The following is a 19,726-nucleotide window of genomic DNA, read 5'->3' on the forward strand; positions in this document are numbered from 1 at the left end:
CTACCAGCTGAACCGCTCGAGATGGATCGCGTCGCCGGGGACCCCGGCTGCGAGGAGGGCACGTTCGGCCGCGTCCATCCAGCCGTCCGCGCCGCAGACGTAGACGTCGCGGTCGGCGACGTCCGGCACCAGCTGGCGCAGCGCGTCCTCGTCGGACAACCCGGACGCCGCCTGAGGCAGCCAGGAGTGGCGGTCCCCGACCCGAGGGCCGACCGCGTAGAAGACCTGGGCGCCGCGAGCGGCGGCGAGGGCCTCGATCTCGTCCTTGAGGATGAGGTCGCCATCGTGGGAGGCGCGGTAGACCAACGTGACGTCGCCCGCGTCCTGCGGGAGCGCCTCGAGCAGGCCGCGCAACGGAGTGACGCCGATCCCCCCAGCGAGCAGGAGCACCTTGCGTCGGGTGCGGACACCCTCGTGGAGGCGACCGTAGGGGCCTTCGATGGCGACCCGCGTCCCGGGCCGCACGTGCGCGATACCCCGGCTGGCGTCGCCGAGGTCCTTGACGGTGATCCGCAGCGTGTCACCGGTGGGCGCCGCCGAGAGCGAGTACGGGTGGCCGCGGGTCCAGCCCGGCTCGCCGAGGAACCGCCAGACGAAGAACTGCCCGGCGGCGACGGGAAGCCGGTCGAGGCGGCGGCCGGTCATCACCACCGACACCACCTCGTCGCTCTCGCGGACGACGTCGACGACGCGCAGCCGGTGGCTCAGGGTCCGGTGCAGCGGAACACCGACCCGCCAGACCAGGATCGCGCCGGCCGCAGCGCCCCAGAGCGTCCACCAGTAGACCGAGGCGACGGTCGACGACATGAACTCCTGTCCGGCCCACAGCTGGTGCGGAAGAGCAAGACCGACACCGAGGTACGCATACAGGTGCAGCAGGTGCCACGACTCGTACCGCAGCTTCTGGCGGGCCTTGCGGATGCTGGTCACGGCGACGAGCAGGAGCAGCCCCGCCCCGGCGACGGCCAGCAGGATGCCGGGGTAGTCGACGACGAGGTCCCAGGTCTCGGCGAACACGTTGGTTCGTGACTGGAGTGCGTACCCGATCGTCACGACGACGATGTGGGCGACCATGAGGTTGACCGACCAGAACCCGACGAGACGGTGCCGGCGGGCGAGCTCGTCCTGGCCGTAGACCCGCTCGACGAGCGGGATCCGGGCCATCAGCAGGACCTGGATGAGCAGCAGGTCCGACGCGACGAGCCCGGTGAGGCGGCCGACCGCCGTGAGGCCGGTGCCCCAGCCGGTGAGGTCCTGGACGTTGCCCCCGCCGACCCAGAGGGCGACGACGACCAGCATGCTCGCCCACGTCAGGATGCCGACGACGTCTCGCCCCCAGCTGGGGACGTGCGGCCGGTATGCGGCGACGGCGCCACGGCTCGGCGTGGCCGTGGGCGACACGGCCGGGGTTTCCGGCCGCCGCGCGACTGCGGTCATGGAGTCTCCTGGGGTGGCGAGCGCCGACGGAAGCGCGCCCGGTTGACCACAGCCTTGGACACTCGGCTATGCGAAACCTGTGAACGGCCGATGGGGACAACTAGCGAGCTCAGCGGTGCGAGGTCTCCTCACCCAGCACGACCTCGCCCGTCTCCGCGTCGCAGACGGACGCGTCCGGTGGCGGTGCCGCTCGGCCCCACGTGCCGAGGATCGACCCGACGATGACCAGCGGGAACCCGACGACCAGGCCCAGCGTGATCGGCTCGTGGAGGACCAGGGCACCGAGCAGGAGGGCGACGGCCGGGTTCACGTAGGTGATCAGGGTCATCCGAGCGGGGCCCGCCTCGGCGATGAGGGCGAACATGACGAGGAACGCGATGGCCGTGCAGAACACGGCGAGGACGACCACCGAGATCACCGCGGACGGCGTGAGGGTCGACGCCGGCACGAACGGCGTGAACGGCGCGTAGACGACCGCCGCGAGGATCAGCGACGCCGTGACCACCCCCAACGACGGCAGGTCGGACAGCTGCCGGCTGATGATGATCGGCCCGATCGCGTAGCCGACGACGACCAGCAACACCTGACCGACCGCGACGAGGTCGTCGGCGTGGACGTCGAGGCCGAGCAGCACGGCCACCCCGACCAGCCCGATGACCAGCCCCAGGATGCGGCGCCAGCCGAGCCGGTCCTGGCCCATCACCGTGAGGATGACCGCCGCCACGATCGGCACGGCGGCGATCACCAACCCGGTGGTCGAGCTGGTGAGCCGGGTCTCGGCGTGTCCGAGCAGCAGCCAGGGCCCGACGATCTCGACCAGGGTGTAGACGACCAGGACCTTCCACCGCCGCAGCACCGGTCTGAGCGCGTGCGCCCGCAATGCGAGGGGCAGGAGGATGAGCGCCCCCAGGGCGGTCCGGCCGAAGGCCAGGTGCAACGGGTCGAGGTCGGTGACGGCGATCCGGATGAAGAGGTACGGGATGCCCCAGCAGACGCTGAGGATCGCGAACAGCAGCCAACCCCGCCTGGTCACCGAGACCTCCCTCCGGCCACGCCCACCGTAGGGGTCGCGTCAGACGAAGGTCTGGCGCTGCCGCCCCAGCCCGGGAATCTCGAGCTCGCAGACGTCACCGGCGTGCAGGTAGGGGAACCGGCCGGACAGCCCGACGCCCTCCGGCGTGCCGGTGAGCAGCAGGTCCCCCGGCTCCAGGGCGAGGTACTGGCTGAGGTTCCAGACCAGATGCTCGACGCCGAACACCATGTCGGCCGTCGACGAGTCCTGCCGCGGCTCCCCGTTGACCCACGACCTCAGCGCCAGCGAGCCGTGGTCCAGCTCGTCGGGAGTGACCAGCCACGGCCCGGTCGGGGTGAACCCCGGACAGCACTTGCCCTTGCTCCACTGGCCCCCGGACTCCTCCAGCTGGAAGGTGCGCTCCGAGAGGTCGTTGGTCAGAACGAACCCCGCGACGCAGCCGATGCTCTCGTCGGGCGACCCGAGGTAGCTCGCCGGTCTCCCGATGACGACGCCGAGCTCGACCTCCCAGTCGGTCTTGTTGCTGCGGGGCGGAATTCGCACGTCGTCGTTCGGCCCGCCGACGGTGTTGGGCGTCTTGAGGAAGATGACGGGCTGCTTCGGTGGCGGGGCCCCGGACTCCGCGGCGTGCGCGGCGTAGTTGAGCCCGACGCAGACGACGGCACCCGGCCTCGCGATCGGCGCGCCGATCCGCATACCCTCCGCGCCGTCGAGCAGCGGAAGGTCGCCGGTCTCCAGCCGCCGGCGGACGACGTCCGGTCCACCTGACGTCCAGAAGGCCGCGTCGAGGTCGGTGGTGACCTCGCGCAGGTCGTGTGCCTCGTCCCCCTGCCAGACGACGGGCACCTCAGCGCCGATAGGTCCGAGCCGGCCCAGCCTCATGCCGAGGGTGACGCCGTGCCGGCGGGGATGTCCCAGGTGAACGTCGACGCCGGACCCAGGGTCCCCGTCTGGTCGTCCTGCGGGTGGTACTCGATCGTCACCACGTCGAAGGCCATCTCGCAGCGCTGGGTGACGGTGCCGTCGTCGGAGGCGGCGTTCGACACCTTGGTGACGTACGCGCCCTGCAGGTGCATCGTGAAGTAGGTCTCCGGCGCGGCAGAGCCGGTGGTCCTCGTCATCTGCACCTCGACCTGGGGGAACGCCCTCCCGGTGACCAGCGAGCCCATGACGACGGCCGACGACGTGTCGAAGTAGTGCTCGAAGGTCAGCTTCCCGGGCCGGGCCTTGCCGACCTTGGCGCCACCGCCCTTCCCCGCCCGAGCGTCGGTGTCGATCTCCCAGTCCCAGCCGAGGAGCTCGACCCACTTCTCTTTGCCCCGTTGGGTCGACTCGCCATCGGCCTTGTCGAAGAAGGTCAGGAACGCGTTCACGGCCATCCCGGAATTCAACACCCGCAGACCAGCTGAGCGTGGGAAGAAGTTGACCCTCTGGGGTCAACTTCTTCCCACGATCGCGCGAGGGCCGCGCCGGTCAGGCGACCGGGCTGGCTCCGAGGGCGACGGTCGCGGTATGCGCGGCGCCCGACTGGTCGGTCCAGCCGATGCTGACCTGGTCGCCGGGGTTCGTACCGACGAGCGCTGCGCTGACATCGGCGGCCGAGCTGACGGCGTGCCCGTTGAGGCTGGTGATGACGTCATCGGCCTGGAGGCCCGCCCCGGCGGCTGCAGTCCCGGAGACGACGTTGCCGATGGTGGCGCCCGTCGCGGTCGTCGCGTTGCCCGAGTAGCCGAACCCATCACCGGAGCCGTCGTCCATCGCCCCGCTGCTCAGCTCCACCCCGAGGAAGGCGGCCGGCCCGATCCGGACCGCGCTGGTCTCCGCGCCCGAGCGGATCTGCTGGACGATGCCGAGCGCACGGGCGATCGGGATCGCGTAGCCGTCGATCTCGGAACCGGTCGACGCCGCGGTGTCGATGCCGACGACCTCACCCTGGGCGTCGAACAGGGGTCCGCCGGAGTCGCCGGCCACGACGTCGGCCGTGGTCTCGATCATCGACGACAGCGTCTCGGCGCCGGATGAGGACCCCTCGGAAGCAGCGGTCACCGAGGAGGTGAGGGAGGAGATCGTCCCGGCGGCGGCCGTCAGCGTCCCGGTCCCGCCGGCGTTGCCGACCGCCGTGACCGCGTCCCCGACCTGGGCCTGGTCGGCGTCGGCCTTGATCGTCGTGAGGCCTGAGGCCCCGGTGAGCTGGAGGAGGGCGACGTCGTTGCTCGGGTCCGTGCCGACGACGGTCGCGGCGTAGCTCTGACCCGTGGTTGCGACGGTCACGTTGATCGTCCCGGCGCCCTGGACGACGTGGTAGTTCGTCAGCACCTGACCGGACGCGGTGAGCACCATGCCGGTCCCGGCGGCCTGGGCGTTCTGGTACGGCAGCACCGTGTCGATGAGCACCACGCCCGCTGACTCCGTCGCCGTCGCCGACTGGGAGTCCGGTGTGGCGTACCCGCCGTATGCGCCGTGCCCACCGGACGCCCCGTAGCCGCCGGCCGGGCCTCCGCCGCGCACCAGGATGGGACCGGCGAAGGCCGGAGCGGCCGAACACGCCACGGCGCCGACCAGCAGGGCAGTGACGCCGGCCGCTCGTACCCGGCGCCGCCCACGGGGTCGCACCGTCCTCGCGTTCTTCGCCGCCTGCCTGTCCCGTGTTGCCGTCGTCACCGTGGCCTCCTCGACCGCTCCGTGCTGCCCGGATCTCGGGCTTCGATGACGGTGATTCCACCGGCCGCAGCAATGAGCCGTCCCTGAGCCGCCCATGCGGATGGTGTGAAGGAGGACCCCGCGCCACGCGGGCGGGGAGGATGCGGCAGCATGGCGCGACAGCAGAACAGCGCGCACACCCTGGCCCCACCCCTGCAGGAGGAGAGTCTTCCCGTGGCCGAGATCGACGACGCCGAGATCCAGACCGTTGTGCTCCCCGTGATCGCGAAGGGACCGGCCCTGGACGGTGCGAGTGAGGACGGCCAGACGGACGCGCACGCCGAGGAGCTCAACTTCGACGAGCAGTTCTACCCCGCGCGACCGGCCCGGCTGCGCCCTCGCGCGCGGCTGCGGGTGTGGCCGTGGCAGCGCCGCAGCCCGGGCAGCGGGCCGGCGACCGGCGACAACCCCGACTACGTGCAGTGGCTCGTCGAGGAGTCGATGCTGGGCGACGCCAAGGCCTTCGCCAAGCAGTTCACGGGCCAGGGCAGCATGTGGCAGAACCCGTTCGCCGACCCCGACCCCCGCGCGGCGATCGACAAGGCACCGGTCTGGTTCGCCGCGTACCCGATCTCCCTCATCACCAAGGCCGGCCACTCCTTCCTCGGGACCATGGGTGACCAGGACCTCTGGGAGGCCTTCCAGTCCATCGGGATCACGGCCATCCACACCGGACCCGTGAAGCGGGCGGGCGGCATCAGCGGCTGGGACGCGACCCCGAGCGTCGACGGCCACTTCGACCGGATCAGTACGCAGTTCGACGACGAGTTCGGCACCGAGGACGAGTTCCGTGCGATGTGCGAGGTCGCCGCGGCTCACGGCGGCACGATCATCGACGACATCGTCCCGGGCCACACCGGCAAGGGCGCGGACTTCCGGCTCGCCGAGATGGGCTACAAGGACTACCCGGGGATCTACCACATGGTCGAGGTCCCGGAGGTCGACTGGCACCTGCTGCCGAAGGTTCCCCGCGGCCGCGACTCGGTGAACCTCGACCACGAGACCGAGGACCGGCTGGCCAAGGGCGGCTACATCATTGGCCAGCTGCAGCGGGTCATCTTCTACGAGCCGGGCATCAAGGACACCAACTGGTCGGCCACGGCACCGGTGCTCGGTCCGGACGGCAAGCTGCACCGCTGGGTCTACCTGCACTACTTCAAGGAAGGCCAGCCCTCGTTGAACTGGCTCGACCCGACCTTCGCCGGTATGCGGCTGGTGATCGGCGACGCGCTGCACTCCATCGGTGACCTCGGCAGCGGGGCCCTCCGTCTCGACGCCAACGGGTTCCTCGGGGTCGAGAAGAGCACCGAGGGCGGTCCGGCCTGGTCCGAGGGCCATCCCCTCTCCGAGGCTGCGAACCAGCTCATCGCGAGCATGGTCCGCAAGGTAGGGGGGTTCACCTTCCAGGAGCTGAACCTCACGATCGACGACATCAAGAACACCCAGGAGCGGGGCGCCGACCTCTCCTACGACTTCATCAACCGGCCTGCCTACCAGCACGCGCTGGCGATGGAGGACACCGAGTTCCTCCGGCTGACGATGAACCTCGCCCGCGCCGCCGGCGTCGACACGGCCTCCCTCGTGCACGCCCTGCAGAACCACGACGAGATGACCTACGAGCTGGTCCACTTCGCGACGCTGCACGCGGGCGACACGTTCACCTTCCGGCGGCGGCCGATCTCGGGGGCCGACCTGGCCACCCGGATCCGCGGCGAGCTGGTCGAACGGCTGACCGGCGATCGCGGTCCCTACAACGCGATCTTCACGACCAACGGGATCTCGTCCACGACCGCCTCGCTCATCGCCGCCGCCTTGGGTTTCCGCGACCTCACCAGGCTGACCGCCGAGGACGTTGCGTCGATCCGCCGAGGACACCTGCTGCTCGCCATGTACAACGCGTGGCAGCCGGGCGTCTTCGCGCTCTCGGGCTGGGACCTCGTCGGCGCTCTCCCCCTCGACCGGAAGCAGGTGGCCGACCTGATCCGCGACGGCGACACCCGCTGGATCCACCGGTCCGCCTACGACCTCATGGACTACCAGCCGGACGCCCGGCACTCGTCGTCGAAGATGCCCAAGGGAACTGCTCTCTACGGCGCGCTGCCCGACCAGCTCGCGGACGACTCGTCGTTCATCAGCGGGCTGCGCGACATCCTCGCGGTACGCGCGAGGTACGGCATTGCGAAGGCCACCCAGCTCGACGTGCCCGCGGTGTCCAACAAGGCGATGCTCGTCATGGTCCACCGCCTCGAGATGGGCGACCAGATCACGGTGCTCAACTTCTCCGCCTCGCCGGTCGCCGGGACGGTCATGTCCCGCCACCTGCGTCCGGGGAGCGCGCTGGTCGACATGATCACCGGTGTCACCGTGGGCCAGATCGACGACCTCAACAGCTGCTACGTGCAGCTCGGCCCGCACGAGGGCCGGGCGTTCCTCGTCGAACCGCCAGAGGAGGCGGCCGACTGAGGGCCTGCCGTCGCGCCGACGGTCGTCGTCCCTCGCTCTCGCAGTGACCCGCGTACACGCAGCCGCCACGAGAGCGAGGGGCCGCCCGACGTGGGATCAACCGTAGATATCTGACCAAGAACGGATTATTCGGGCACGCCGTCGGCAGGACTGCCCTCGTCACCGGACCCCCTCGCCGGCGACCTATCTGAACGCTCTTCTTCGGGCTCTTCGGACTGATCCCGATGTGCGTGCACTCGAGCGAGGCGCGGAGCCACGCCGTGGACTCCAGCCGCTACGTCAAGGCCCTCATCTGGGGCCTCGTCCCGTCGATCCCTGGTCACGACGGGCATCGCTCTCGCCATCATGCGCTGATGCTCGAGACGGCGACGGCCGCAACTCCCGGGATCCGGTAGGGGTTGTGCGTGTCCGGACGTCACTAGGGTTCCGCCATGTCCGGCTCCCCACCTCGCGACCCTGCAACGGTTCGCGTCTGGTCCACGCTTCCCGACGGAGCTCGTGAGGCCATCGGCGCCCTGGGTTCGAGTGACCTGCAGACCCTCCTCGCGGATGTGCTGACGCACCGGGCGGAGCGCATCACCGCCGCCGACGTGCGACGCCGCTGGGAGTCGGACCGGCTGGTGCGGCCTTCGACGTCCGACCCGCGCGCGCTCGCTGCTCTCGAAGCACGCCTCTGGCAGCGCGTCCCGACGGCCTTCGACGCCCTCGAGCTGTCCCCGGTCACCCCGTTCGGGACGTGCGCGGCACTTGCCGGCATGGGCCAGGACCGCATCGTCTCCACCGCGCGCGGCAGTGAGGTGGTCAGCGACTCGACCACCACCCTGGCGGTCGAAGCCGCGCGCCGGCGGCGAGCCCAGTCCTCCGAGCAGGAGGTGCACCTCGCCGCCGGCCATCGTCAGCTCCGGACCCAGACGATGGGTGGCGCCTCGGCGCACTTCCGGCTGCTCACCCTCGTGTCGAGCGCCCGCGACAAAGGTTCGGGGTCGACCGAGGCCGACCTGCTCGTCCGGCAGCTGCGCACCTGGCAGGCCGTCATCGCCGAGGCCGTACCCGAGCTGGAGACGACCATCGAGATCTCGGCGTGGAGCCCGGTGCTGGCCGACCGTCTCGCCGACCGGGTTCGACCTGCCCTCGCCGAGATACCTCGGATGGCGGTCGTCGACGCGCCCGACCGGACCAGGGCCAAGGGGTACTACACCGACCTCGCCCTCCGCCTCGAGGTGTCCGGGCCCGACGGGCCGGTCGAGGTCGGGGACGGCGGCCTCACCGGCTGGACCGCGGCGCTGACCGAGAACCGCAAGGAGCGCTGCCTCGTGTCCTGCGTATCGACGGAACGACTGCTGGCCCTCGCGGGCGGTTGACCGCGAGGAACCCCGAGCATCGGCGGATCAGGTCTGGTCGTCGACCGTCGCGTCGCCGGCGTTCTTGCGGACCGACTCGATCCCCTTGGCCGCACTGGCCTTGGTCTCGTAGGCCTCGCCCACGGCGATGACCTGGCCGTTGCTGGCCTTGAGCCGGAACCGGAACTTGCCGGCCTTGTCCTTGTAGAGCTCGAACTTGCCCGCCATGGCGGCACCCCTCTTCTCGACGTGCGCGGCTCCTGCGTCTGACGGGACCGACCCTAGGAGGGTTCGTACCCCTGGCCCAGCAGGCGCGCCTACTCACCCCACGTGGTTCTTCGCATCGCTCGAAAACCTCCCGGGGACCCCGGTTAGCATGCGTCGGGTGACCGCCCCGTACCCCGCCGACGAGCGCACCGGCGGGTCGACCGCCCCGCCCCTGTCCCTCGCCGCCCGGTGGGGCGGCGCCGCGCAGGTGGCCGACCTCGGGCCCGACCTCCCGCCCGTGCACTACGTCGACTTCGGCGGTCCTGAGCCACGCGACGGCGATGGCCCGCATACGCCGCTGGTCCTCGTGCACGGGCTCGGCGGCTCGCACCTGAACTTTGTGCTGCTCGGCCCGCAGCTGCGACGGCACGGCCGCGTGTACGCGCTCGACCTCGCCGGGTTCGGGCTCACCCGAGGTGGCGAGCGGGAGAGCACCGTGTCCGCCAACGTGACCCTGCTCGCCGCGTTCCTGCGGGACGTCGTCGGCGAGCCTGCCGTCCTCGTGGGGAACTCGATGGGCGGCATGGTCTCGATCTTCGCGACGGCGGCACATCCCGAGCTGGTGGCGCGACTCGTCCTGCTCGACCCGTCCATCCCCACGCGCCGGCGCGACGCCGACCGTCAGGTGGCGGTAACCTTCCTCGTCTACGGAATCCCGCGGGTCGGAGAGGCCCTGGTTCGCAGGGTCGGCGCGCGCAGCGACCGACAGCGGGTCATGGACACGACCAACCTCTGCTTCGCCGACCCGACCCGCGCCGACCCTGCGGTGATCGATGCCGGCGTCGAGCTCCTCGCCTACCGGCGCGAGCACGCGCCCGAGGCGCAGGGGGCGTACCTCGGAGCCGCCCGCTCGATCCTGCGCGTGCTCAAGCGCGGGCGCAGGTATGCCGCGCTGTTGAACGGCCTCGAGGCCCCGGTGCTGCTCGTCCACGGTGAACGGGACCGGCTGGTCCCGGTCGCCGCCGCACGGACCCTGGCCGCCGAGAACCCCGAGTGGACCGTCGAGATCGTGCCGGACCTCGGCCACGCCCCCATGCTGGAGAACCCCGAGCTGGTCGCCGGAATCATCGCCGACTGGCTCGACCCCCCAGCACCGAACCGCCCACCACCAACCGGAAGGTGACCCCATGTTCCGCGAGACCAAGGCCTTCAGCGGCTTCGCCGTGCCCGACATCGCCGCCGCCAAGGCGTTCTACGGCGACACCCTGGGCATCGACGTGACCGAAGACAACGGCATGCTGACGCTGCATCTCGCTGGTGGCCGCGACACGCTCGTCTACCCGAAGCCGGGCCACGTGCCGGCGACCTACACGATCCTCAACTTCCCCGTCGACGACATCGACCAAGCCGTCGACGAGCTGACGGCTCGGGGCGTGCAGTTCGAGCGGTACGAGGGGACGCCGTTCGAGACCGACCCGAAGGGCGTCCAACGTCAGGGCGACGGCGCCATCGCCTGGTTCACCGACCCGGCTGGCAACATCCTCAGTGTGCTGACGATGTAACGACCGCCGCCGCCTCCGGAGGCTGGGCGGCGACCCGGAGCAGCTCGAGGAACACCTCGACGGGCTGGGCGCCGGAGACGGCGACGCGGCCGTTCCCGACGACGAACGGGACCCCGGTGACCCCGAGGGCGCGGGCTTCCTCCTCGTCCTCGCGCACGTAGTCGCCGTAGGTGTCGTCGGCGAGCACCGAGGCGACCCGCCGCTCGTCCATGCCCGCCTCGGCCGCGCAGCGGAGCAGCGTGTCGCGGTCGTCGATGGCCAGGCCCTCGGCGAAGTGCGCCGAGAACATCCGCTCGAGGGCGGCGTCCTCGAGCGCCGGCCCGCCCATCTCCCGCGCGAGGGCGACGAGGCGGTGCGCGTCGTAGCTGCTGACCTTCAGCGCGCGACCCATGTCGAAGCGCAGGCCCTCCTGCTCCCCGATCTGCGCGACACGGCTCGACATCGCCACGCCGGCCTGCTCGCCGCCGCCGTACTTCTCCCCGAGGTAGCGGGCGACGGGTACCGGACGGCCCTTCGGCATCCCCGGGTCCAGCTCGTACGCGCGGTGCCGGACGAGCACTTCGTGCGGCCGGTTCCAGCCGTCGATGGCCCGGCGGAGCCGGTGCTTGGCGATGTAGCACCACGGGCACACGACGTCGGCCCACACATCGAGGACGACGGCCGGTTCGGGTGGTCCGTGAGCCGGGCCGAGGTCAGAACCTGTCATCGCGTCCATCCTGCCACTGCCCGGTGTCGGCCGCCTGGGCAACGCATCGGCCCCCACCCAACAGGGCAGGGGCCGATGGCGCGAGTGGTCGGGCGACCGTCAGGCGGTTGCTCAGAAACGACCGTAGCTGACGCCCTTCTGGGTCCAGATGGCGTGCAGCCCGGTGCTCGAGCCCGTGTGCGGCGAGTCGTACATCATGCCGCCGCCTGCGTAGATGCCCACGTGGTAGGCCGGGTAGCCGAAGAAGATCAGGTCACCGGGGGCCGGGTTCGAGACCTTCGTCGCCGCAGCCTGCTGCGCGGCCGCCGTGCGCGGGATGGACTTGCCCGCGAGGCGGTAGACGTAGCCGGTGAAGCCGGAGCAGTCGAAGCCGGCCGTCGTCGTACCGCCGTAGCGGTAGGCGATGCCGGACAGGCTCGCGGCGATGCCGATGATGCCGCCGGTCGCTGCGGGAGCGGGGGCCGCGTTGACCGCCGGAGCAGCAGCCGGAGCCGCCGTGCGGGTCGTGGTCCGCGAAGCGCGGGTCGTGGGGGCGGCGGCCGGAGCAGCCGCCGGCGAAGCGGCCGGGGCCGCCTGGGCGACCTTGGTGATGGTCAGGGCCTGCGGGGCCGCGGCCGCGGCCGGCTGGACCGTGAACCCGACGACGCCGAAGGTCGGCGCCACCGCGTTGTCGACGGCGGGCGCCGCAACGGCGACGGTCTGACCGGCGATCTGCGGAAGCGTGGAGACGGGAGCACCGGCCGCGGTGGTGACGGCGGAGTCCTCATGGCCGGGGGCGGCCGAAGCGGGGAGCGCGAACGTCGCGACGAGGCCACCGGAGGCGACGGCGACGGCTGACACCTTCATGGCGGGCTGCGCCGAACGGGCCGCGATGTCGGCGATCTCGGACAGTGGGCTGTAGTCAGGCGCGCGATGCCGACCCAGGTGTTGAGCCACAGTTGACCTCTCGGACGCCTACGAGGTGAGCTGTCGGGTTCGGGTGGGAGGTGTGTCGTGTGTCACCCGGTGCCCTTCGTACTGGGGCCACTCTGGCCGCCTGGTGGGGCGGGAAAAAGGGCCTTGCATACGAAAGGGAACTTCACCCCAAGGACGTCTCGCGACGCCCGGAATGTGGTTCCCCCGCTCCTGCCATGTGTGGTGAGTGCTGATTCCCGGTGCGGTGGCAGGACTAGGCGATTCCCTACCAGGACCTCGGCCCAAGGGAGACCGAGTGCCCAGACCCTACAACAGCGGTGATTGAAATGTCACGCCGAGGTCACGGAACAGCCACAAAAACGTCGGGACGTTCTCGGTCCGTGGGACGTCGCTGTCGGGGGCCGGCGGCGGTTCGGTCGGTCAGACGGCGGCGGCGAAGACGTGGGTCGCGACGCCCTCCGGCAGGGACACCCCGTCGGCCTCGTCAGCGCCGTCCCGGACCGCGATGATCCGGTTGTCGTGGCGTCGCACGGCGACCTGCTCGCCCGGGAGCAGACCAGCGACGGTGAGCAGCGAGAGAGCCTCGTGGTCGACCTGGACGGTCTCGCCGATCCGGCGCACGCGAACCAACCGCGGCTCGTCGCCGGCCAGCTCGAGCAGCGTCGAGACGCCCGCCCGGAAGTCCTCACCGGGCTCCTCGCCGAGCTCGTCGAGGCCCGGAATCGGGTTGCCGTAAGGGGAGTTGTGGTGGTCGGCGAGCAGCGCGAGGATCTTACGCTCGACGCGTTCGCTCATCACGTGTTCCCAGCGGCAGGCCTCGTCGTGGACGAACTCCCATTCGAGACCGATGACGTCGACAAGGAGCCGCTCGGCAAGCCGGTGCTTGCGCATGACGCGGGTGGCCAGCGTCCGGCCACGCTCGGTGAACTGCAGCTGGCGGTCGTCGGCGAGGTGGATCAGCCCGTCGCGCTCCATCCGGGCGACCGTCTGCGAGACCGTCGGGCCGGAGTGTCCGAGGCGCTCGGCGATGCGGGCGCGCAGCGGCGTGATCCCCTCTTCATCGAGCTCGAAGATGGTCTTGAGGTACATCTCCGTCGTATCGATGAGATCGGTCACACTGTGCATCCTCGCATCTCAGGGTGAGGACCGACCGCGGGGCGGCGACCTCCGGGAGATCGGGTCGAAGCGCGGCAGCCACACCCGGAGCCAGCCGGCGCCGACCAGCGTTGCGGCGCCCATCGCCACGGCCGCTGCGCCGAGTGGGAACACGATGGTGATCGCACTCACGGCGGCCGGCCCGGCGGCGTTGCCGAGGTCGGCCATCAGCCGCCACCCACCGAGGAACTGGACCCGCGCGTCGGCCGGCGAGGCATCCGCGCCGAGAGTCATCACCAGACCGGCGCCGATGCCGTTCCCGAGCCCGAGGACGACGGCCGCCGCGGTCAACGACCCGAACGAGTGGGCGAACGGCAGCAGGACCATCCCGATGGCGAGGATCACCATGCTCGGCAGGGCGACCCACATCCGGCCGTAGCGGTCCATGACCCCGCCGGCCGGGTAGAACAGCAGCATGTCCACGGCACCCGCGATGCCGACGACCAGGCTGGTCTGCGCGGCGCTCAGTCCGATCGACTCGGCGAACAGCGGGATCAGGGCGATCCGGCACGCGCGGGCCGCCGCGATGAACAGCACGCCGACGCCGAGGGTCATCAGGGTGTGCCGGTGCTCGGCGAGCACCCCGGCGACCGAGCGGCGCGGCATACCCTGCCGGTGGTCGTGTCCGGAGGTGATGTCGCGAACGAGCAGCACGCAGAGCAGCGCCGCCGACGAGGACACGAACCCGACGACGTAGGCGGCGCTGACGCCCCAGTGCGCGACGACGAGGGCGCCGACGAACGGGCCGATGAAGATGCCGATCCGGTTGACTCCGCCGAGCGTGGACAGCGCGCGGGCGCGCAGGTGGACCGGTACCACGTCGGTCAGGTACGCCTGGCGGGCCAGCCCGAAGATGCTCGACGCGACGCCGAGCAGGCTGAGGGAGGCGCCGAGGACGACGAGGTTCGGGGCGAGGGCGCAGCCGACCATGCCGAGCGCCTCGACGCCGCAGGCCACGACCAGGGCGTTCCGCTCGCCGATCCGGGCGGCCAGCGCGCCCGCGGGCAGGTCGGAGACCAGCTGCCCGATCCAGATGAGGGAGAGCAGGAACGCCGCGACGCTGACCTCGGCCCCGAGCGCCCGAGCGGACAGGACGACGACCGGCAGGACGGCCCCGGTGCCGATCGAGCCGAGCGCGGTCGGACCGTAGGCCGGGAGCGCGATGCTGCGCAGGCTCCGGACCGTCTCGACCACCTCGTCACTCTAAGGAGACGCGTTCGAGAGCCCGGCGGCGGCGTTCGCTGTGCGGGTAACCCGTTGCGCGACGGGTCGTCCCGGCTTACCGTCCAAGGACACGAGAAAGGAGGTGGTCAGATAGTGCATTCCTATCGGACACGTGAGGTGACTGCGCGGTAGCGCAGCCGTTCCGCTGACCACCTTCGGTCAGCATCGGACGCGCGATCGCAATTCACCGCAGTCGCTGCAGCCCGTGGGTCAGTACGCCCCGTCCAGCGTGCGGCCGGCTCTCCGCCGGCGCCCACGGGTTGTCCGTCCCCCCACCCGGCTCGTCCTCCGATCCACAGCTGCAGCAGTCGCCGGTCCACATCGGTGATCGTTCGGCTCACGGCTGGCGTCTCAGCACCGTCCATGCCGCCGGGTCGTCCAGGCCCGGGTATGCGACCACGTCCTGCGCCGCCGCCCCTCCGCCGGCGCCGACGGACGTGAAGACCAGCCGGTCGTGCAGCCGGTTGCGCCGGCCCGCCCAGAACTCGACCTCCTGGCACCGCAGGCGGTACCCGCCCCAGAACTCGGGGACGGGGACGTCGTCCGGTCGACCGTGGTCGGGAAACTGCGTCGCATACCGGTCGAACTCCGCTTCGAGCTGCTCCCGCCCGCTCGTCGGCTGCGACTGGCGCGACGCCCACGCGCTGATCCGTGAGCCCCACGGCCGCGAGGCCCAGTACTCGCCGACCTCGTCGGCGCCGACCTCCTCGACCACCCCGCGGAACCGGATCGCGCGGTACATCGCCGGCCAGACCAGCGCGGCCGCCACGCGGCGGTCGTGCGCCAGCTCGATGCCCTTCGTAGAGTCGCGGCTGGTCACGAACCCGGGCCCGCGTTCGTCGAAGAACCGCATGAGGACGGTGCGCACGTTCGGCGCGCCGGAGGCGTCCACGGTCGCGACCGAGAGGGCCCGCGGCTCCGGAACGTCGGCGCCGGACTCGGCCCGGGCGTCGGCCTCGTCGACCCATCGACGAGCCTGCTGCCACGGGGTCGGCGCGAGCTCGGCCTCGCCGAGGCCCTCGCCGGCGTAGTCGACGCGATGAACGGCGGTCATGCGTGCCCCTTTCGGTCTGGTTCCAAGGCTAGGGTGGCATCGAGCCAGCGGTACGGGAGGTTCCTGTGGGCATGACCAAGGTCGTCATCTTCAGCGCGAGCAAGGGCGTCAAGTACGCACCGCACATCGCCGCGGTCGTCCGCGAGGTCCGCGGCCCAGCCACCGACTTCGCCAAGACGCGCGTCGAGGCGTCGCGACAACGACGGTTGGCCGTCACCAAAGCGGCCTCGGTCCGCGCCGGGTCCGTCCTGCAGCTGCTGCACGGCGAGCAGACCGTCTGGGTGGTCTACAGCGGCGACAAGCCGGTGTCGGAGCACCCGGACATCGGGGTACCGCTGGGGGAGCTGGTCGAGCACGCTGACCTCGACCGTCGGCGCCCACCCGAGGACTTCCCGTCGCCCAAGGAGCGGGCCAGCGCGGCGCGGAAGAAGACCGTCTCCAAGGTCCACGTCCCCCGGCGTCGCTCCGCGAAGGGCGACGACCAGGGCGCCGCGAAGGGCGACGACGACAGGGCCGTCGACGACAAGGCCGTCGACAAGAAGGACGTCGACAAGAAGGACGCCGAGGACGCCGAGGAGCCCGAGACCCCGCAGGACCGGCCGCTCAGTCCTTGACGCGGATGCCGAGCTGGTCGGCGAACGCGTCGGCGAGCTCGATGAGCTGGACCCGGCCGATGGTGGCTCCACGCAGGCTGGAGAGACCCTGCGGCGCGACCAACCGCGCTCCGGAGAGGTCGACCTTGCTCAGCGTGGCCTTGCTCCACTGCGCCGTCGTGAGGACGCAGCCGTCGAAGGTCACGTCGGTCAACGTCGCGTCGGCGAAGTCCGGCTCGAGCAGCACGCAGTCCTCGAACCGCACCTCCCGCAGCCGGGCGCCGCGCAGGTTCAGGTAGTCGACCTTCCCGCCGCGGACCGTCACCCGGCGCCAGCCCGACCCGTAGGCGGCGACGGCCCCGAGCCGCGGCTCGAGCCACTCGCAGTCCTGGAGCGTCGCCTCGACCAGCTCGGTCCCCACGCCGCGTACCCGCTCGAACCGGCAGTCGGTCCAGTGGGTGTCCTTGAGGTGGGCCTCGGTGAGGTCGGCGCCGTCGAGCAGGCAGTCGAGGAACCGGGCGCCCCCCGCGTCCGCGCCGAGGAGGTCGGTCCCGGAGAACCTCACCTCGTCGTACACGCCGTCGGGTTCCAGCGCCTCGTCGGCGAAGTCGGTATGCGCGTCAGCCACCTCGCGGAGTCTGCCGCATTCCGGTGTCGCGTCGACGCAACCCCGCCTGGCTCGACTGGCAGTCGAGCGTCTTGGCTGCCCGCATACCGTCAGCCGAGGTGCTCGACTGCCAGTCGAGCCGGACGGCAGACGGCGCCGTACCCCCAGCGGGGATACGGCGCCGTCGGGTGACGCGGTGAGGGTCAGGCCTGCGGTCCCTCGGACCGCAGCTTGTCGACCTCGGCCATGGCGTTGCGCAGGTCGGTGAGCCACTCGTCGGCGTGCTGGCCGACCAGGGTCACCGCCCAGGCGAGCGCCTCGGACCGCGACCGGGCCACGCCGGAGTCGACGAGCGTGTCGAGCACCATGCGCTGCGGCTGGCGGAGCCGGGTCATGACCGGGACCGCCTGGTGGGTGAACAGGTCGGAGTGCTCCCCGATCGAGGCGCCCCAGGCGACCTTGCGGCCGTAGCGGGACTCCGCCTCCTGGGCGATGGCGATCCGCTCGTCGCGGGTCTCCTCGCGCCAGCGGGCGATCCGGCCCTCGGCCGCCGCGGCGGAGGACTGGCCCTCGCCGGCCTCCACGGCCGGGAGCTCACCGACAACGATGATCTCCTCGCGGTCGACGCTCACGGTCGGTGCGCCGACGAACCAGCCGGAGGGCAGCCGCCCCGCGAACCAGTCCGTCGCGTCATCGGCGGACGGGAGGTCGGCCTGCTGCCAGCCGCCGGGGCGACCGAACGGGCCGCCGCGCCGGCCGCGACCGCGACCGAAGCCGGGACCGAAGCCGGGACCGAAGCCCTGGGCGAACGGTCCGCCGGGGCCGAACGGGCCAGGCCCGAAGCCGGGGCCGAAGGGGCCGCCGGGACCGCGCCGGCCACCGCGCCGGCCGCCGCGCCGCTCGTCCCGCTCCTCGCGGGACTCACGACCGCCGTGGCGCTCGCCGTGCTCATGGTGCTCGCCGTGCTCGTGATGTTCGTGGTGTTCGTGACGGTGGCCCGGGCCGTCCTGAGGACCGGGTGCGTCCTGTGGTGTGGTGTTCATGTGAGCCCCTTTCGTAAGCCTGATTACATGATTACACACCTGCAAACGTGCGCACCAGCCCCGGTGTTCCCGGCTCGGGTCGAGTCCAGGTGGCGGACCCGTGGCCGGGCTGTGCGGAGGCCTTTGGGATCATGAGCGCGTGACCGACGCAGCACCCGTGACCATCCCCGCGCAGCTGAAGCCCCAGGACGGCCGGTTCGGCTCCGGACCCAGCAAGGTCCGTCCCGAGCAGGTCGACTACCTCGCCTCCCTCAGCCGCACGGTGCTGGGGACGTCCCACCGCCAAGCGCCGGTGCGCGGGCTGGTCGGCAACGTCCGCGAGGGTCTCGCCCAGCTGTTCTCGCTGCCCGAGGGCTACGAGATCGTCCTGGGCAACGGCGGGTCGACCGCGTTCTGGGACATCGCGGCGTTCGGCCTGGTGCGCGAGCGCGCCCAGCACCTGAGCTTCGGGGAGTTCTCGGCGAAGTTCGGATCCGTGACGCAGGGCGCGCCGTTCCTCGGCGACTCGACGATCGTCAAGGCCGAGCCGGGAACTCTGGCCTCCCCGACCGCCGAGGCCGGGGTCGATGTGTATGCGTGGCCGCACAACGAGACGTCTACCGGGGTGATGGCACCGGTCCGTCGGGTCGAGGGCGCCGACGACGGAGCGCTGGTCCTCGTTGACGCGACCTCGGGCGCCGGCGGCCTACCGGTCGACGTCACCGAGGCCGACGTCTACTACTTCGGCCCGCAGAAGTGCTTCGCCGCCGACGGTGGATTGTGGCTGGCCGCCTTCTCCCCCGCCGCGCTCGCACGGGTGGACGAGATCGAGGCGTCCCGCCGGTGGGTGCCCGACTTCTTCAGCCTGCCCACGGCGATCTCCAACAGCCGGCTCAACCAGACCTACAACACGCCCGCCGTCGGCACCCTGGCCCTGCTCTCCGAGCAGGTGCGGTGGATCAACGAGCAGGGCGGCCTGGAGTGGGCGGTGAAGCGGACCACGGACAGCAGCAGTCGGCTGTACTCGTGGGCCGAGCACACCGCATACACGACCCCGTTCGTCACCGACCCGTCCGCGCGCAGCCTGGTGGTGGGCACCATCGACGTGGACGAGGCCATAGACGCGGCGGCGGTGGCGAAGGCCTTGCGCGCCAACGGGATCGTCGACGTGGAGCCCTACCGCAAGCTCGGCCGCAACCAGCTGCGGGTGGCGATGTTCCCTGCCACCGACCCCGCCGACGTGCAGGCGCTCACCGCGTGCGTCGACTGGGTCCTGGAGCGGTCATGACGCGCGTGCTCGTCGCCGAGAAGATCGGCGACTCCGGAGTCGGCCTGCTGCGCGAGCACTTCGAGGTCGACCTCGGTCTGAGCTGGGACCGCGCCGAGCTCGAGCAGCGCATCGGCGAGTACGAGGGGATCCTCATCCGCTCGGCGACCCAGCTGGACGGCGACCTGCTGGCCAAGGCCACCCGCCTGCGGGCGGTGGGCCGCGCCGGGGTGGGGGTGGACAACGTCGACGTCCTGGTGGCGACCAAGCGCGGCATCGTGGTGGCCAACGCGCCCGAGTCCAACGTCATCACCGCCGCGGAGCACACGATGGCGCTGCTGCTGGCGCTGGCGCGCAACGTCCCGCAGGCGCACGCCTCACTGACCGGTGGCGCCTGGGAGCGCTCCCGGTTCACCGGGGTGGAGCTCTACGAGAAGACAC

Annotated in this window: 20 protein-coding genes, 1 pseudogene and 1 riboswitch; of the genes and pseudogenes, 8 read left to right on the forward strand and 13 right to left on the reverse strand. The window is 71.3% G+C overall.

Annotated features, from left to right (window positions below; translation table 11 throughout):
* The 5 genes from VIG79_RS03465 to VIG79_RS03485 form a co-directional block, all read right to left on the reverse strand.
* Entirely contained in the window at positions 1-1,437 is a 1,437-nt protein-coding gene (locus VIG79_RS03465) for a ferredoxin reductase family protein (protein WP_331882195.1), read from the reverse strand.
* Between the two features lie 109 nt (positions 1,438-1,546).
* The gene (locus tag VIG79_RS03470) at positions 1,547-2,470 is read right to left on the reverse strand and encodes a DMT family transporter (RefSeq protein ID WP_331882197.1); all 924 of its coding nucleotides are present in this window, start codon (positions 2,468-2,470) and stop codon (positions 1,547-1,549) included.
* A 39-nt stretch (positions 2,471-2,509) separates the two neighbouring features.
* On the reverse strand, positions 2,510-3,352 hold the full coding sequence (locus tag VIG79_RS03475) for a fumarylacetoacetate hydrolase family protein (RefSeq protein ID WP_331882199.1): 843 nt from the start codon (positions 3,350-3,352) through the stop codon (positions 2,510-2,512).
* On the reverse strand, positions 3,349-3,849 hold the full coding sequence (locus VIG79_RS03480) for an Hcp family type VI secretion system effector (protein ID WP_331882202.1): 501 nt from the start codon (positions 3,847-3,849) through the stop codon (positions 3,349-3,351). The genes VIG79_RS03475 and VIG79_RS03480 overlap by 4 nt, the downstream gene beginning before the upstream one ends.
* Positions 3,850-3,943: 94 nt before the next feature.
* Positions 3,944-5,131 carry a S1C family serine protease gene (locus tag VIG79_RS03485; protein ID WP_331882205.1) on the reverse strand — a complete coding sequence of 396 codons (1,188 nt, stop codon included), beginning with the start codon at positions 5,129-5,131 and terminating at the stop codon, positions 3,944-3,946.
* Positions 5,132-5,281: 150 nt separating this feature from the next.
* Here VIG79_RS03485 and treS point away from each other — a divergent pair, with 150 nt between their 5' ends.
* From treS to VIG79_RS03500, 3 genes are all read left to right on the forward strand, one after another.
* Positions 5,282-7,633, forward strand: a complete 2,352-nt coding sequence (gene treS / locus VIG79_RS03490) for a maltose alpha-D-glucosyltransferase (protein WP_331882208.1) — start codon at positions 5,282-5,284, stop codon at positions 7,631-7,633.
* 230 nt (positions 7,634-7,863) lie between these two features.
* Positions 7,864-8,028, forward strand: a complete 165-nt coding sequence (locus tag VIG79_RS03495; RefSeq protein WP_331882211.1) for a hypothetical protein — start codon at positions 7,864-7,866, stop codon at positions 8,026-8,028.
* Positions 8,029-8,064: 36 nt separating this feature from the next.
* Entirely contained in the window at positions 8,065-8,994 is a 930-nt protein-coding gene (locus tag VIG79_RS03500) for a hypothetical protein (RefSeq protein WP_331882214.1), read from the forward strand.
* A gap of 27 nt (positions 8,995-9,021) precedes the next feature.
* On the opposite strand, the gene VIG79_RS03505 is transcribed toward VIG79_RS03500, so the two are convergent.
* Entirely contained in the window at positions 9,022-9,201 is a 180-nt protein-coding gene (locus tag VIG79_RS03505) for a YegP family protein (protein WP_331882217.1), read from the reverse strand.
* A 157-nt stretch (positions 9,202-9,358) separates the two neighbouring features.
* Between VIG79_RS03505 and VIG79_RS03510 the strand changes: the two genes are divergently transcribed.
* Both VIG79_RS03510 and VIG79_RS03515 read left to right on the forward strand, forming a co-directional pair.
* Complete coding sequence (locus tag VIG79_RS03510; RefSeq protein WP_331882219.1) at positions 9,359-10,363, forward strand: alpha/beta fold hydrolase; 1,005 nt, start codon at positions 9,359-9,361, stop codon at positions 10,361-10,363.
* A gap of 4 nt (positions 10,364-10,367) precedes the next feature.
* On the forward strand, positions 10,368-10,742 hold the full coding sequence (locus VIG79_RS03515) for a VOC family protein (protein ID WP_331882222.1): 375 nt from the start codon (positions 10,368-10,370) through the stop codon (positions 10,740-10,742).
* On the opposite strand, the gene VIG79_RS03520 is transcribed toward VIG79_RS03515, so the two are convergent.
* The 5 genes from VIG79_RS03520 to pdxH form a co-directional block, all read right to left on the reverse strand.
* A complete protein-coding gene (locus tag VIG79_RS03520) occupies positions 10,723-11,448 on the reverse strand; it encodes a DsbA family oxidoreductase (protein ID WP_331882224.1) in 726 nt (241 codons plus the stop codon). The genes VIG79_RS03515 and VIG79_RS03520 overlap by 20 nt on opposite strands.
* A gap of 111 nt (positions 11,449-11,559) precedes the next feature.
* A complete protein-coding gene (locus tag VIG79_RS03525; protein WP_331882226.1) occupies positions 11,560-12,384 on the reverse strand; it encodes a C40 family peptidase in 825 nt (274 codons plus the stop codon).
* Positions 12,385-12,598: riboswitch (cyclic di-AMP (ydaO/yuaA leader) on the reverse strand. It abuts the gene before it with no gap.
* Positions 12,599-12,783: 185 nt separating this feature from the next.
* Positions 12,784-13,479, reverse strand: coding sequence for a metal-dependent transcriptional regulator (locus VIG79_RS03530; RefSeq protein ID WP_331882229.1), 696 nt, complete (start codon positions 13,477-13,479; stop codon positions 12,784-12,786).
* Between the two features lie 18 nt (positions 13,480-13,497).
* Positions 13,498-14,712: an MFS transporter gene (locus VIG79_RS03535; RefSeq protein WP_331882231.1), complete on the reverse strand. Its 1,215-nt coding sequence runs from the start codon at positions 14,710-14,712 to the stop codon at positions 13,498-13,500.
* A 367-nt stretch (positions 14,713-15,079) separates the two neighbouring features.
* Complete coding sequence (gene pdxH, locus VIG79_RS03540; RefSeq protein ID WP_331882234.1) at positions 15,080-15,796, reverse strand: pyridoxamine 5'-phosphate oxidase; 717 nt, start codon at positions 15,794-15,796, stop codon at positions 15,080-15,082.
* A 71-nt stretch (positions 15,797-15,867) separates the two neighbouring features.
* Between pdxH and VIG79_RS03545 the strand changes: the two genes are divergently transcribed.
* A complete protein-coding gene (locus VIG79_RS03545) occupies positions 15,868-16,410 on the forward strand; it encodes a hypothetical protein (RefSeq protein WP_331882237.1) in 543 nt (180 codons plus the stop codon).
* Here VIG79_RS03545 and VIG79_RS03550 read toward each other — a convergent pair.
* The gene (locus tag VIG79_RS03550) at positions 16,400-17,017 is read right to left on the reverse strand and encodes a pentapeptide repeat-containing protein (RefSeq protein WP_331882240.1); all 618 of its coding nucleotides are present in this window, start codon (positions 17,015-17,017) and stop codon (positions 16,400-16,402) included. The two genes, VIG79_RS03545 and VIG79_RS03550, sit on opposite strands and share 11 nt — an antisense overlap.
* A gap of 182 nt (positions 17,018-17,199) precedes the next feature.
* On the reverse strand, positions 17,200-18,039 hold the full coding sequence (locus VIG79_RS03555) for a hypothetical protein (RefSeq protein ID WP_331882242.1): 840 nt from the start codon (positions 18,037-18,039) through the stop codon (positions 17,200-17,202).
* Between the two features lie 139 nt (positions 18,040-18,178).
* On the opposite strand from VIG79_RS03555, the gene serC reads away from it, so the two are divergent.
* Positions 18,179-19,306 (forward strand): phosphoserine transaminase, encoded by a 1,128-nt coding sequence (serC, locus tag VIG79_RS03560; RefSeq protein WP_331882245.1) that lies wholly within the window; start codon positions 18,179-18,181, stop codon positions 19,304-19,306.
* Positions 19,303-19,726 (forward strand): annotated as a pseudogene (locus VIG79_RS03565) (phosphoglycerate dehydrogenase); the annotation flags it as partial. The gene serC and the pseudogene VIG79_RS03565, both read left to right, overlap by 4 nt.

The sequence above is a fragment of the Lapillicoccus sp. genome (assembly GCF_036559105.1).
In the GTDB taxonomy this organism is placed as follows: domain Bacteria; phylum Actinomycetota; class Actinomycetes; order Actinomycetales; family Dermatophilaceae; genus Lapillicoccus.